This is a genomic window from Mucilaginibacter sp. CSA2-8R, from assembly GCF_038806765.1.
Taxonomy (GTDB): Bacteria; Bacteroidota; Bacteroidia; order Sphingobacteriales; family Sphingobacteriaceae; genus Mucilaginibacter.
On sequence record NZ_CP152389.1, the window covers coordinates 918,729 to 932,191 of the forward strand.

Annotated in this window: 11 protein-coding genes; 5 read left to right on the forward strand and 6 right to left on the reverse strand. The window is 40.3% G+C overall.

Going from position 1 to position 13,463, the window contains the following annotated elements; genetic code table 11:
- Nucleotides 1–1,059, reverse strand: a complete 1,059-nt coding sequence (locus AAGR14_RS03960; protein WP_342647304.1) for a DUF6588 family protein — start codon at nt 1,057–1,059, stop codon at nt 1–3.
- 60 nt (nt 1,060–1,119) lie between these two features.
- On the opposite strand from AAGR14_RS03960, the gene AAGR14_RS03965 reads away from it, so the two are divergent.
- From AAGR14_RS03965 to AAGR14_RS03975, 3 genes are all read left to right on the forward strand, one after another.
- A complete protein-coding gene (locus AAGR14_RS03965) occupies nt 1,120–2,163 on the forward strand; it encodes an RluA family pseudouridine synthase (protein WP_342647305.1) in 1,044 nt (347 codons plus the stop codon).
- A gap of 20 nt (nt 2,164–2,183) precedes the next feature.
- On the forward strand, nt 2,184–3,020 hold the full coding sequence (locus tag AAGR14_RS03970) for an aminotransferase class IV (RefSeq protein WP_342647306.1): 837 nt from the start codon (nt 2,184–2,186) through the stop codon (nt 3,018–3,020).
- A gap of 171 nt (nt 3,021–3,191) precedes the next feature.
- On the forward strand, nt 3,192–4,553 hold the full coding sequence (locus AAGR14_RS03975; RefSeq protein WP_342647307.1) for a glycoside hydrolase family 28 protein: 1,362 nt from the start codon (nt 3,192–3,194) through the stop codon (nt 4,551–4,553).
- Nucleotides 4,554–4,726: 173 nt separating this feature from the next.
- Here AAGR14_RS03975 and AAGR14_RS03980 read toward each other — a convergent pair whose 3' ends face one another.
- The 5 genes from AAGR14_RS03980 to AAGR14_RS04000 form a co-directional block, all read right to left on the reverse strand.
- A complete protein-coding gene (locus tag AAGR14_RS03980; RefSeq protein WP_342647308.1) occupies nt 4,727–6,361 on the reverse strand; it encodes an ABC-F family ATP-binding cassette domain-containing protein in 1,635 nt (544 codons plus the stop codon).
- A gap of 166 nt (nt 6,362–6,527) precedes the next feature.
- Entirely contained in the window at nt 6,528–7,673 is a 1,146-nt protein-coding gene (locus AAGR14_RS03985; protein ID WP_342647309.1) for a family 43 glycosylhydrolase, read from the reverse strand.
- 686 nt (nt 7,674–8,359) lie between these two features.
- Nucleotides 8,360–8,737 carry an RtcB family protein gene (locus tag AAGR14_RS03990; protein ID WP_342647310.1) on the reverse strand — a complete coding sequence of 126 codons (378 nt, stop codon included), beginning with the start codon at nt 8,735–8,737 and terminating at the stop codon, nt 8,360–8,362.
- A 111-nt stretch (nt 8,738–8,848) separates the two neighbouring features.
- A complete protein-coding gene (locus AAGR14_RS03995) occupies nt 8,849–9,607 on the reverse strand; it encodes a DUF6348 family protein (protein WP_342647311.1) in 759 nt (252 codons plus the stop codon).
- A gap of 16 nt (nt 9,608–9,623) precedes the next feature.
- Nucleotides 9,624–9,917, reverse strand: coding sequence for an ADP-ribosylglycohydrolase family protein (locus AAGR14_RS04000; RefSeq protein ID WP_342647312.1), 294 nt, complete (start codon nt 9,915–9,917; stop codon nt 9,624–9,626).
- Between AAGR14_RS04000 and AAGR14_RS04005 the strand changes: the two genes are divergently transcribed.
- Together AAGR14_RS04005 and AAGR14_RS04010 are read left to right on the forward strand one after the other, a co-directional pair.
- Nucleotides 9,910–10,431, forward strand: a complete 522-nt coding sequence (locus AAGR14_RS04005) for an endo-1,4-beta-xylanase (protein ID WP_342647313.1) — start codon at nt 9,910–9,912, stop codon at nt 10,429–10,431. The genes AAGR14_RS04000 and AAGR14_RS04005 overlap by 8 nt on opposite strands.
- Before the next feature lie 2,715 nt (nt 10,432–13,146).
- On the forward strand, nt 13,147–13,461 hold the full coding sequence (locus AAGR14_RS04010; protein WP_342647314.1) for a hypothetical protein: 315 nt from the start codon (nt 13,147–13,149) through the stop codon (nt 13,459–13,461).
- The last annotated feature ends 2 nt before the right edge of the window (nt 13,462–13,463 follow it).

A 13,463-nucleotide genomic window follows, 5' to 3' on the forward strand; every position in this document is an offset into this window, starting at 1 on the left:
TTAAAAGCCCAAACCAACACCTGCCGTAACCGACTTGTATTTTGCCAGGCTTCCGGATGCATAAAATTTAAGAAAAGCTAAATCCAACTGAAAGCCGGCATCCACCTTCACGTTATTAATACTGTTAATATTAATATTTACCGGATCAGTGTACACAGTATAGGTGGCTATAGCGTTGCTTACCGGAAAATTACCCAGCAAGCCTACATTAGTACGGGCAACGTTGTAACCTACTGCAGCAAACGGAGTAAAGAATAATAGTTTTTTTGAAATGATAGCTTGAATGTTAAACCCACTGAAATGGCCTTCAATGCGTTGAGTGCTGAAGTCTGTCTTGCTGGCGCTGGCAGCATCAGGCACTTTACCTGCGCCGGGGCGTACTTCAACCGGTAGTTCGTAGTTTAAGCGGCTGTAACCTGCAGCAATGGCCAGATCAAACGGAGCCAGTTGCCTGCTTAAGCCGGTAAAAATATCGTTCATTATATTATGCTTTACACCAAAGCCTATCATGCCGACCGAACCCAAATCGGTGCTAATTTTAGTTTTGGGTATATAGCGTACGGTAAAATCAGTGCTTTTAACTAAGCCAATAGTGGCTTGTATTTGCGGCGCTGGTATAACTGGGGTTATACGCTTAGGTAAAGTAAACTGGTCTATCAGCACGTTATTGTTAGAGTAAATGCCTAAAGTAGTGGGCGTCATACCATTATCGCCGGCAACGGTAGGCGTAATATTTGAACTGCCCGGGATAGGTTTGATATTGCCGGTTAAACCTATTTGGGTAACATCGAAACTTTTATCGGCTGTGGGTACAAATACGCCCGAGGCCGATACCCGTACCTCAAAATGTAAAAAACCTTTGGTTTTAGCGGTATTAGTCCAGCCATTGTTTAGGCCGGTACCAAAACCTTTAAATAATGGAGTAGCGTAAGCATTTAATAGTTTCTCTGCATCACCCGGAGCCGCCTTTAAAAGTTGAGCAAAGCCGTCAGACTGTGCCTCAACCTGTAAAGTGCTAATAGTGAGAATAGTTATGATTAGGGACAAAACTTTCTTCATGTTCAAATATAATAAAAATAGCCAAGCCATGGCCCGCCTAAAAGGCGTATTTTTGCCAAAATGTTAACAGATACTATACTGAATGAGAGCGATGAGCAGGATTTATATGAACACCTGCGTATTGTGGTTGACAAAGGCCAGTCATTGCTGCGTATAGATAAGTTTTTGATGCATCGTGTAGAGAATGCGTCGCGTAACCGGATACAAAATGCCATTGATTTAGGCAATGTGTTGGTTAATGATAAACCGATAAAAGCCAGTTATAAAGTTAAACCGGCCGACGTGATATCGGTGGTGTTACCGCATCCGCCGCGGGATACCGAGGTTTACCCCGAAAATATCCCGCTTGAGATTACTTATGAAGATGATGATGTGCTGGTGGTAAATAAAGCGGCGGGTATGGTGGTGCATCCGGGTTATAATAATTATACAGGTACACTGGTTAATGCCCTCGTATACCATTTTCAGCAATTACCAACGTTACCCGGTAATGATGGGCGCCCGGGTTTGGTGCACCGTATTGATAAAGACACGTCGGGTTTGCTGCTCATTAGTAAAAACGAGCGTGCGATGACCTGGCTTGCCCGGCAGTTTTTTGAGCATACTATTAACAGAAAATATCTGGCTTTAGCCTGGGGCGATTTAGAGCAAGACGGTACCATAACTGGCTACATAGGCCGTAGTATAGCCGACCGTCGTGTAATGTCCATTTATGATGATGAGCAAAAAGGAAAATGGTCGGTAACGCATTATAAGGTTTTGGAGCGTTTTGGTTACGTAACACTGATTGAATGCCGTTTAGAAACTGGCCGCACCCACCAAATAAGGGCGCATATGAAGCATATCGGCCACCCGCTTTTTAGCGATGCTACATACGGTGGTGACAAAATTATCAAGGGAACCACCTTTACTAAATATAAGCAGTTTATCGAAAATTGCTTTGAACTAATGCCCCGGCAAGCGCTGCATGCACAAAGTTTAGGTTTTGTGCATCCTAATACCCGTAAATCTGTTTATTTTGAGGCTCCTTTGCCGGCCGATTTTGAAGCTGTACTGCAAAAATGGAGAAAATATATTGCTGGTACGGTAGAGCAAAACGCTTAAAACTTTGTTTACACTAACTCATGATGCCAAATTTTGTGAATTTTAATGGTCAGCTGGCAGCTGCTGACAGTGCTTTGATAGGGGTTAGTAACCGGGCCTTTAAGTACGGCGATGGTTTGTTTGAAAGTATGCGCCTGGTAAACGGGCAGCTAAAATTTGCTGATTTACATGCTGAACGCCTGCAGCAGGGCATGAAAGCCCTAAAACTGGAGGGGTACAGTTTATTAGATAGCTGGTTTTTAAAAGATAAAGCTCAGGAATTAGGTGTCTGGAACAAGGCTAAACATGGCCGCTTAAGGCTTACCGTATATCGTGATGCAGGTGGCCTGTATACGCCCGACGATAACAAATCGGGCTGGTGCCTGGAACTTATTCCAAGTGAGGTGGCAAATTATCGGTTAAACCAAAAAGGTTTAATTATGGATGTTTACACCGAAGTGCTAAAGCCGGTTAATTACCTGTCTAATTATAAAACATGCAATGCATTGCCTTATGTGATGGCGGGGCTATATAAAAACGAACATAAACTGGACGACGTATTTTTATTAAACCAGGGCGGTTTCTTGTGTGAAAGCATTAGCTCTAACGTTTTTGTTTGGTACCAGGATCATTTATACACTCCGGCTTTAAGCGAAGGTTGTGTTGCAGGCATTATGAGGCAGGTAGTTATTAACCTTTGCATCGAAAAAGAGATACCAGTAACCGAGGCACAAATTAACCCTGACATATTGCACCAGGCCGATGAAGTTTTTATAACCAACGCTACCCGTGGTGTGCAATGGGTTATAGGTTATGGTATTAAACGATATTTTAATGGCTTAAGTAAAATGCTTATTGATGGAATAAATAAGCTGTAAAATACCACTACAACTGAGATCTAGTAATTGTAATTTCACTCGAAAGTATCATTCCGAAATCCGCTAACTGGTGAATTTGTATTTTGTCGTTTGTATCACAAGAAACCAGGCGGGTTGTATTTCAATTAATTATATGCCAAATTGCGGGTGATGGTTAATCTGAATATCTCCATGAACAGAATATTTGCTGCCTTAGCAATATTGGTATTTTGTTTCAATTCGTGTAATCCTCATCAAGAACCAAAAGCATCAAGGACAGAAAAGCTTAAAGAAATTCTCGGCAATATTAAAGTTCCGCAAATATCGTCCAACCAAATCGTCCTGACTAACGTTGGTGCCAAAGGCGATTCGGCAACCGACAGTAAACCCGCATTCGACAAAGCAATGGCTGAGTGTAAAGCCCAGGGCGGCTGTAAAGTAGTGGTTCCAGCCGGTACTTACTTGGTTAATGGGCCAATTCACCTGGTAGATAATACCTGTATCGAATTACAAAAGGGAGCCAAGCTAATATTTGGCACCCATCCCGAGAGTTACCTACCTGTAGTGCCTACCAGTTGGGAAGGCACCTTTGTCAAAAATTATAGTCCGCTCATTTATGCCTATAAAGTTAAAAATGTATCCATTATAGGCGAAGGTACTGTTGACGGCAACGGTAGGGATGGCTTTGGCAAATGGTATAACAGGCAAAAGCCTGATCAGGAATTGAGCCGTAAGATGAATCATGAAAATGTACCGTTAGTTAATCGTGTGTTTGGTAAAGGGCATTACCTGCGGCCACAATTCATTCAGTTTTTTGAATGTAAAAATGTATTGATTGAGGGTATAACCATCATTAATTCGCCGTTTTGGTCGGTTCACTTTTTAAAATCAGTAAACGTTACGGCCAGGAAGGTAAAGTTTAATGCGTTTAATAAAAACAACGATGGTTTCGACCCCGAATATTCTAAAAACGTTTTAATTGAAGATATCGATTTTAACAACGCCGACGACAACGTGGCCATAAAAGCAGGGCGCGACCGCGAAGGGTGGAATACAGCATCGCCATCCGAAAACATTGTCATTCGTAATTGCAGGTTTAAGGGGCTGCATGGTGTAGTTATTGGTAGCGAAATGTCGGCTGGTGTACAAAGTGTATTTGTAGAAAACTGTACCTACGGCGGTTACTGCAAGCGTGGCATCTACTTAAAATCTAATCCCGACCGGGGCGGATTTATTAAAGATGTGTTTGTTAAAAATGTGAAGTTCGGCGAGGTTGAGGACGGTATATTTATTACCTCTTTTTACCACGGCGAGGGTAGAGGTCACGTTACCGACATTCATAATATTTATTTTGACAATGTAAGCTTTAAATCGGCAACGCATACCGGGCTGGCTATACAAGGCTATACCGGCAAAAAAGTGCAAGGCGTTTACTTTTCAAATATTAAAATCGACTCCTGCACTAACGGCATCAGTTTTACCAACGCCGAAAATATTGTTTTTAGTAATATAACCATTGGTAAGGAGGCGGCTGCACCGTCGGCTGTAAAATAAATTTTCTAAGCAGTAATATTTCACAGGAGCTGATTATTGTGAGAGAAGCGAAAGGGGCTTTAATCATTAATTATACCCTTCACTTTATAATTATGTTATTAAGTGAAGGGTTGTTTAATTGATTTGATCGCACTGCTGGAGGGCAGCAGCTATCTGTTTTAGATTATATCAAATTAGCTTTGCTCAATCTCTTTCAGGCTGTTCATCTTTTTATAAGCCAAAAATCCTTTGATGTCTTCAAAGTGTTCGCGAACGCGTTTGTTGCCAAATTCGAATACCTTGGTTACCAGGCCATCCAAAAAGTCGCGGTCGTGAGATACCAGGATCAGCGTACCATCAAAATCTTTCAGCGCATCTTTGATGATGTCTTTGGTTTTCATGTCCAGGTGGTTGGTCGGCTCATCCAGTATCAATAAGTTTACCGGCTCCAGCAATAGTTTAATCATGGCCAAACGTGTTTTTTCGCCGCCCGAGAGTACCTTGACTTTTTTGGTGGTATCATCGCCGCTAAACATAAAGGCACCTAACAGGTCACGGATTTTAAGTGTATTATCCGATAGCGGAATCTGGTCTATGGTATCGTACACCGTCATGCTCTCATCCAGCAAGGCAGCCTGGTTTTGGGCAAAGTAGCCGATTTTAGCATTATGGCCAATTTTTAAGCTTCCCTCCACCTCAATTTCCTTCATTAAAGCTTTGATCATGGTTGATTTGCCCTCGCCGTTTTTACCTACAAATGCCACCTTCTCACCACGTTCAATCACCATGGATGCGTTTTTAAATACCACGTGGTCTCCATAGCTTTTTCTCAGGTCTTCTACAATTACCGGGTATTGGCCCGACCGTGGCGACGGCGGAAACTTTAATCTTAAGGCCGAAGTATCCACCTCATCAATCTCAATAACCTCTAGTTTCTCCAGCATTTTAACCCGGGATTGTACCTGCAGGGTTTTTGAATATGTGCCTCTAAATCGGTCGATGAACTCCATATTGTCGGCAATAAAGCGCTGCTGCTCCTCGTAAGCTTTTAGCTGGTGCTGGCGGCGATCGGCACGCAGTTGCAGGTAATGGCTGTACTTGGCTTTATAATCATAAATGCGGCCCATAGTTACCTCAATGGTCCGGTTGGTAATGTTGTCCACAAAAGCCCTGTCGTGCGAGATGACCATTACGGCTTTGGCTGAGTTTACCAAAAAGTCTTCCAGCCATTGGATACTCTCAATATCCATGTGGTTGGTGGGCTCATCCAGCAAAATTAAATCCGGTTTTTTCAGCAAGATTTTAGCCAGCTCAATACGCATACGCCAGCCTCCCGAAAACTCAGAGGTAAGCCGGTTAAAATCCTGACGCTCGAAACCCAGACCTTTTAATACTTTTTCCGCCTCGGCATCGTAATTTGCATCTTCAACACTGTAAACTTTTTCGCTCAATTCCGACACCCGCTCAATTAACTTCATATAATCATCGCTGTCGTAATCGGTGCGGATGTTGAGTTGCTCGTTAACCTCATCCAGTTCTTTTTGCATCTGGTTGGCTTCGGCAAAAGCCTTCATGGTTTCTTCAAACACCGTTACCTTGTCCGGGGTAAGCAAGTGCTGCGGCAGGTAGGCAATCACGGCCTCTTTAGGGCCGGTAACGCTACCGGTAGTAGGCTTGGCCTCACCCGCAATAATTTTGAGGATGGTAGATTTACCCGCCCCATTTTTACCCATCAGGGCTATCTTATCATTCTCGTTGATAGAGAAAGTTACATCGCTGAATAGTGTTGTCCCGCCAAACGAAACGGAAATATTATTGACATTGATCATTAAGTGCAAAGATAAACACTGGTGGGGTAGTTAGTGGGGTGTGCGGTGAAGAAATTAGTGGGGGAGGTTTGTATGGTTCGATAATTAGATAACAGTTGTTTAGATTTTGTACCTGCCCAAAAAAAGTCATAGGTGGAAAGATGGATATTTTTATTATTTATCAAGATTAGTATTTGACAGCTTGTTCCGTCCATGTAGGGCCATCAATGGTAAATATGCCGTTTCTAAAATATAGCGGTTCGATACCTAAATGACCTTTAGGTAAGTTGCCTTCGTCAGAAGATTTAAAGGTTTTTCCATCAAAAATCATATAGTGGCACGAACTCCATAGTTTACCGTCGGGGCCCTCAAAAATGGCGTTGTGCCCGGTTTCTGCATAAGGATCTTTAGTGTCATTAAATTCACCGGCTACTCTTGCGCCGGCACCGCGATAGATAGCTTTACGCGTGCCGAATATAGGCTCAGGCGAGGCGAGCTCCCAAGGGCCCAACGGAGATCTTGAGCGTAGCAAACCTACTTCATATCCACGTGTCCAAGTAGAAAAAAACATATAATAAATGCCTTCGCGCTTAAGCACGAAAGGACCTTCAATGCCACCCCACATCCACTTAGGATTTTCCTTGTCCGTGGCATTCCTGAACTTTTGTAACTCACCAATAAGTTTCCCGCGGGGAAGATCAATCTTAGCCTGGAACAAGCCATTGCCACTACAATACAGGTAAGTCTGGCCATCTTCATCTTCAAATAGGGTTGCATCATTATTGTATTGAGGGGTCAACGGTCCGTTCACTAATTTGTAAGGCCCTGTAACTTTATCTGCCGAAAAAAGCCATACGCTATGCGTTTTCATGCCTTTCGGATCTTCCTGCGTGACCTTGCCACTATTAACGGTTAACCAGTATTTGTTCCGGATATAGTGTATTTCGGGTGCCCAAAATCTTCCATTGTACGGGCAGTCGTCAGCAAGTTTTGAACCGTTAATCAACCAAGCTTGCTGCTTCCAGTGAATCAAGTCGTCAGACACTAACAAACGTACGCCGGGATTATGACCAGACCAAACTGGCAGCGATGTACCTGTAGCATACCATTTTTTACCAACCTTAATGATGAAATAATCGCGCATACTCTTTGAGGTATCCTTTGTGATGGGATTGGTATACTTAAAAACGTGTGTTCTGGGCTTTGAAAGTTTCTGTTCCCCATGACTTTTTACAAACGCTGGCCGTTCATCCATAGTTACAGCCTGTCCGTACACCAAAGCACAGCTTAGTAGTAAAATTCCTAATAATGTATTAAACCGGATTATATTCATGTTTAATTAGTTGTAAAAAGTTATTGGAGGTATGAAGTAGTAGCCCAATCGGCATGACACCATTAAGATCTAATGATAAAAATATTGCACGTAAACATATAAATTTAAAGTAAAGGTTATTGTATTAAGATAATTAAAAGGCTTGTGCATCAAGCCAGATTTTAGGTTATGCTCTATAATAGTTATTAAACATTGTATTATGGCAAAACCTTGGCATTACAAAGGGAGATTAATGAAAAAACCCCTTAAATCAGTGATTTAAGGGGTTTTGATGCCTCCTGAAGGAGTACTTTGTGCGCCCACCTGGGCTCGAACCCTATCTTGTAGTAAATTGATAATCAATTAGTTATCTATGTTGAAAATAGCAAGGTTACGGAATAGGTTTCGTAACCAGTTATATCCAAATCTAATATTATTAAACTGAGTTTTAAAATAAACTAGTACATTTTCTTAAGAATTCGAACCGTTATTTGCCATCATTACTATCTTCAGTTATCTATTCTTAGGAATTGCTTGGTGAGTAACCACACCATTAACAATGGTCACTTCAAATTCAAACTTATTGTTTTAACTGGATTACCTCGTTCTAAAGCATTATGCTCCTGCCATTGGCTTTGCTGCTGCTCCAGCAACAGCTCCGTTTGCCAAACCAATATATTTGCTTCCAACCGGAACAACAAAGTTTTTTATTTTTCCAATTGCAACCGCGTATCCATGGCCGTCACATGTAACCCTGATAGCAGGTTATCGCCAGTAACCATCATAATAGCAGATAATAACGTACCGTTAAAAATTTCTGCTTTATTTTCAAGCACTTCTATATGGATATTTTGTTGTTTGGCCTGCTTCACCTCCAAGCCACCCTCCATGCCAAAATGCGTATGGTTGTTCATAGCTTGTTTATTTTGGTATTCATAACGTTTTAAAAAAGTGTAGCTTTCATCAATAATTGACAGTGCCATGCGGCAGCCTATATCCATACTTACTGCATATGGAATCACCGCATTATCAGTAGCCAGTACCCCGCCAATGGGGAGGTCAAAATCCATGTGCGCGTCGGGCATTCTGTACCGACTCGCACGTAACTACGCAATTTACAAACGATGAATTTGTGGAAGTGAGAAGCCTGGCAAAATTAATTTGCGAAGCATTGTAATGAACGGATTAATCAACTGTTACGTCGCACGCGTCGCATCGCCTGAACACAATAAATTGTTTTTAAGTCCCTTAAACTCGCCAGGCATTTCCCAGGTTTTCGCATAATCGAATATTTCGTTTGAGGCGACTTCCCAAGGTACGTTATTGAAAAGACATTCGCCGATGATCTCGCCATCGGCTCTTTTAGAAATGTAGATCTTTAGCCAGTTTATTTTATTAGTGGTTAGCTGGTTAGGTATCTCACTTTTTAATAAGTCATAAAGTGGTTCGCCGGTAGGGTATTCGTTCCACTGTCCCTGAGCATTTAAAGTTCCTAAGTTCGGATGCCACAAAACGTCTTTGCAATTTACTATTGTTATGAAATCAAGATCAGGATCATGACTATCCGTAAAACTATCCATTATGGTTACAAAGGTTGAATTGATATAATTATCTAAAGCAGTATTCGTTTGCTCCTCAAATGAATAACCTGCCCCTACAACGCTCTCTATTATTCCGTCGGGGAAATACGTTTGATGAGATGCAGCCACCATTAAATGCATAATATTGGGATGATTGTCCAGATTTTCCACCACCATAAAACTTATTTCCAGTTCATCATTTACAATAAGGGCCAGGTATTGTGCATGCCTTTTAACATCGTAGCCCATTTCAATAAGCCTGGCCTCAAAGGCAATTAATACGTTCCAGTTTTTGTTAATGTAAGGCGTGTCGTTTTGCTGTACAGGCTGATCGGTATCTGCTGTTTTCTTTTTTAAAAAATCAAATAAACCCATCCTAATTACTTAAATATTACTGCACAGCTTTAAACATTCTAACAGAAAGATCGTCAATATCATTTTTACGGGCAAGTTGACTTAACCAATGCTGAGGGATACTCTCAAGGCCGTATAATAGTCCCGCAAGACCGCCTGTTACGGCACCTGTTGTATCTGTATCTTGTCCTAAATTAACGGCTTTTAAAACAGCATCTTTATAATTGTCTGTATTTAGCAGGCACCAAATGCTGGCTTCCAATGTATGCAATACATATCCGCTGCTGCGAATTTGATTTTCGGGTATTATATCTATCCTGTCGATGAGCAACCGGTCAAATAAACTCGTTTCGTCCCTACTCATATTTATCGATATACACTTCATTAATGATTATAACCTGGAGTATGATTTAGCTAAATGCCGTGGCCTCATCGACTACGTTTCTTATATCGAAAAAAATGGGGTAAAAGTAGATGGCATTGGTACGCAAATGCATATAAATTCAAATTGGGACAGGTCTAAAATTGATGAGATGTTCAGGTTGCTTGCTGCCACTGGTAAACTGATTAAGGTTTCTGAGTTAGACATGGGCATAGCAGGCAAAAAGACGCCGGTTATCACCGCCGCCGAATATGCAGAACAGAAGGACATGTATAAGTATGTAATCGAAAAATACTTTGAAATCATTCCTAAGGCTCAACAATATGGTATTTGTATATGGAGCCCATTAGACAGCCCTGCAAACTCGTCTTGGCGAGCCGGAGAACCCATTGGCTTATGGAGCGAAGGGTTTGTTCGTAAACCTGCCTATGTTGGAGTTGTTGATGCTCTCTCTAAAAAGTAAAAAATTGTGAATGTTTAGAAAAGCACAGCGTATTTTATGTACACTGTGCTTTTTCGTGATTATTATATAGAGCACGATTTTCTACCAGTTGTGGATCTGACGAATCGAGCAGTTGATAAATCTAACTTCAATATTTTAATTGAAATATATCGTTATCAAAAGAGAAGCAAATTAGGATAAATCTCGATTTTGCTTCTCTTTGTATCCTTTGAAAATCAGCTGCTGAAGAGGACGAAAAGCCTTAACTTGAAACGGTCAGACTATCGCCCACCTGTTATTATTAAACCGCAGACCCTTAGGCCATTCTATCCTTTGATACAGGTCGAGAGCCAAACAATTTATGCTTGGAACCGGATGTGCGTAAATGAGGCCCTTAATTACTGAGCGGGCACGGACAGCTAAGAAATGAATCAACTTAAAGAGTTGGGAGTATAAGCTGAAGCTTAAGTATGAGGAGCTGGCCTTATAGCACAGCGTGTAAAAAAAGAGTTTACCAAAAAAAGGTATTAAAGTCCTGTTAGCTCAGGAAGGTAGTTCAGTTACCAAACAGATTTTTTTCAGCTAAAGATTAGCAGGTCCTTTAAGCTGATAAAGTTATCCCAATCCATCTGTTACTATAAATATGTCAATGATGATACTGAAACTCTTGATCAGCTACCAAACAATATACTTTTTTTAAATAGGTTTTTGTACTATTTCGGTGTAATTTAACTAGATGTATTATTTATCTACACTTTGTTGTTTTTTTAGAAAAGCAGTACTATCTTAGGGCATGCCGAGGCTAATCCACTATGGATTAGCGGGATGCTACTAAACTTATTATGAAATTAAAGCTAACAAGCCTGTTGAAAAAAGGTGAGGAATCACAACCAAAAACGTTAAGAAGGGAAGATATGATCAAATTCACTGGTGGTTACGCCACTGGTGGGTATACCCATACGGTCACCGAAGTAGTGATGACTGACGGTGTGTATTATGATGCGACTGATGCAACCCAAGATTGATTTTCAAATTAAAAGGTTGCCTGAAAAGTAACCTTTTAATTTTTTTTCATATACTATTCTTAATACAACTCTCATCGGCCGGATTCAAATCTCAATTTGCATTGTTCCTGCGAACCGCTTGGAACATTCACGTTGTATGCTATAAAATACAATAAATGAGGTCAAAAGTAATCTTAGCTACGAAAAAATTGCTGGGTTGTAATGCTCAAAATGAAATGGAACCTTTGGTAAGAAGCAATTTCGCCGATGCCGTTAAAAGTGGAAGACTGGTTTACTGTGAAACTTTCGAGCCGAAAAAGTTCATTTATAGTCATTCAAGAAAAATAGCATTCAGGCGAAGTGGAAGCGATATCGTCTGTAATTTAAATGCGGATTACTTTTTAGAGTCGGAGCTTATCAAATTTACCATAGAGCGCTTTGTTTATGACGCCAATTTGTTTCAACTCCCTTGGATGTTAACGCTAGTGAAAATGATTCTGTGATCCCGGGTGAAGCGTGCATTATCAAAGCTGGCTTTATACGCATCAAGGGATTTGAAGAAAGGATAAACATAAATGGATTTGAAGATATTGATTTATTCTATCGCCTTATGCTGGTTGGTATAGCGCCTACAGATTATGGAGCCTAAACACTTAGAGTTTTATTTATCACTCTGACGGGAATAGACATTCGTCTGATAAGATAACGGAATGCGTTAAAAACATATACCTTAACCATATCGATTCCAGAACCTTTAATATTCTGATTTTATATAAAGACAATTTTTTCGAAAACGGATAAATTATTGATCATACTGTCAAAAACGCACATGATCATAGTTGTGCTTATCTTGAAATGAATTGTTCCTTTTTCAAAGCTGGATCGCACTCTGAAAAGGAAAATGGCATGATGATTATGAAAGACTGCATTTACTTGTCGACAGCAATTAGGTTCACCATTCATTCTCGTTTAAAGCTAAATCTACTGAAAGTTTGAGGAATGGTGGACTTTCTTTAAAATGCGGAGTGGCCTCAAGACTCAAATAGCTTCTTTTAATTACGTTTACATCAACAGTCATTTATTCCTTAGAGATAAAAAAGACAAAAAATTATTATCAACCGATATGGATTCGGATACGATTTGTATTAAAAAATTTCAATTACAAGCGGTTGATTTCAATATAATCTCCTGAAATGAAGCTAGAAGAACTTACTCATTTGTCAATTTCTTATTTTTGCCCACAACGATATTGGAGTAATTTAATTGAAGAGGGAATTTTGCCTTTTTTTTAGCCAGTCGCTTGGAACGTACAAAGGCTTATTTATTAGCGCTGAGTTTCAACAAAGGCGATAATAAATAAGCCTTTGTACTGACCCTTCCAGCAACAGGAAAATGGCTCAGGCATCCGATAATTTTTTTACAAAATATTTTGTTTATAACCAATTTCAGGTACTGATGAGCTTGCCTTGTCTATTTGTGCAATTGAGCCAGCCAAAATAGTATTTTTGCCGCTAGCAAGCAATTATATATGTTCTGGTCTTTTGAGCAGAGTTTTTATTTTGAATATGAACAAATTAAAATCTCAAAGCTACTTGAATTTTCAAGTTCAATTTACTGAATTCATTTTGAAAGATATTGGTGATCATTAGGTTATAGTGACGTATTTTTAACATTTGCGGTGCTTTTGTATTTTGCTTCGATAACTATGTTCTGGATAAATCGCGCTGTGTACATGAAAAGCAAGTATCAAGTTTCCTCCCATTCAGGTTCTGCTTACGAGGAAGTTTTCAAAAAGCAAGCATTAGAGGAAATAGTCGATGATCTATCTAATGGCAAAGGGTCGTTGGAAAAAAATTGGCAAAAGATAGGTCGTAATCAATTTGAGAGAACTGTTACGGCAAATAAGTTTTCAGGGAGCTTGAACGATGGTCAGAAGTCTAATATGCATTCACTCATCGTCGAACTAATTCATCGTCAACTAGCTCTCCAGCTTAGCAAAAAAGAGTATCTATGCGGCTATTATAGAGTCATTGAAAAGTTGCAATAAGT

Bases quoted from the DNA above. Each gene is read 5' to 3' on its own strand.
- AAGR14_RS03960 (WP_342647304.1), bottom strand. From the start codon at position 1,059: ATGAAGAAAGTTTTGTCCCTAATCATAACTATTCTCACTATTAGCACT.
- AAGR14_RS03965 (WP_342647305.1), top strand. From the start codon at position 1,120: ATGTTAACAGATACTATACTGAATGAGAGCGATGAGCAGGATTTATAT.
- AAGR14_RS03970 (WP_342647306.1), top strand. From the start codon at position 2,184: ATGATGCCAAATTTTGTGAATTTTAATGGTCAGCTGGCAGCTGCTGAC.
- AAGR14_RS03975 (WP_342647307.1), top strand. From the start codon at position 3,192: ATGAACAGAATATTTGCTGCCTTAGCAATATTGGTATTTTGTTTCAAT.
- AAGR14_RS03980 (WP_342647308.1), bottom strand. From the start codon at position 6,361: ATGATCAATGTCAATAATATTTCCGTTTCGTTTGGCGGGACAACACTA.
- AAGR14_RS03985 (WP_342647309.1), bottom strand. From the start codon at position 7,673: ATGAATATAATCCGGTTTAATACATTATTAGGAATTTTACTACTAAGC.
- AAGR14_RS03990 (WP_342647310.1), bottom strand. From the start codon at position 8,737: ATGCCCGACGCGCACATGGATTTTGACCTCCCCATTGGCGGGGTACTG.
- AAGR14_RS03995 (WP_342647311.1), bottom strand. From the start codon at position 9,607: ATGGGTTTATTTGATTTTTTAAAAAAGAAAACAGCAGATACCGATCAG.
- AAGR14_RS04005 (WP_342647313.1), top strand. From the start codon at position 9,910: ATGAGCAACCGGTCAAATAAACTCGTTTCGTCCCTACTCATATTTATC.
- AAGR14_RS04010 (WP_342647314.1), top strand. From the start codon at position 13,147: ATGAAAAGCAAGTATCAAGTTTCCTCCCATTCAGGTTCTGCTTACGAG.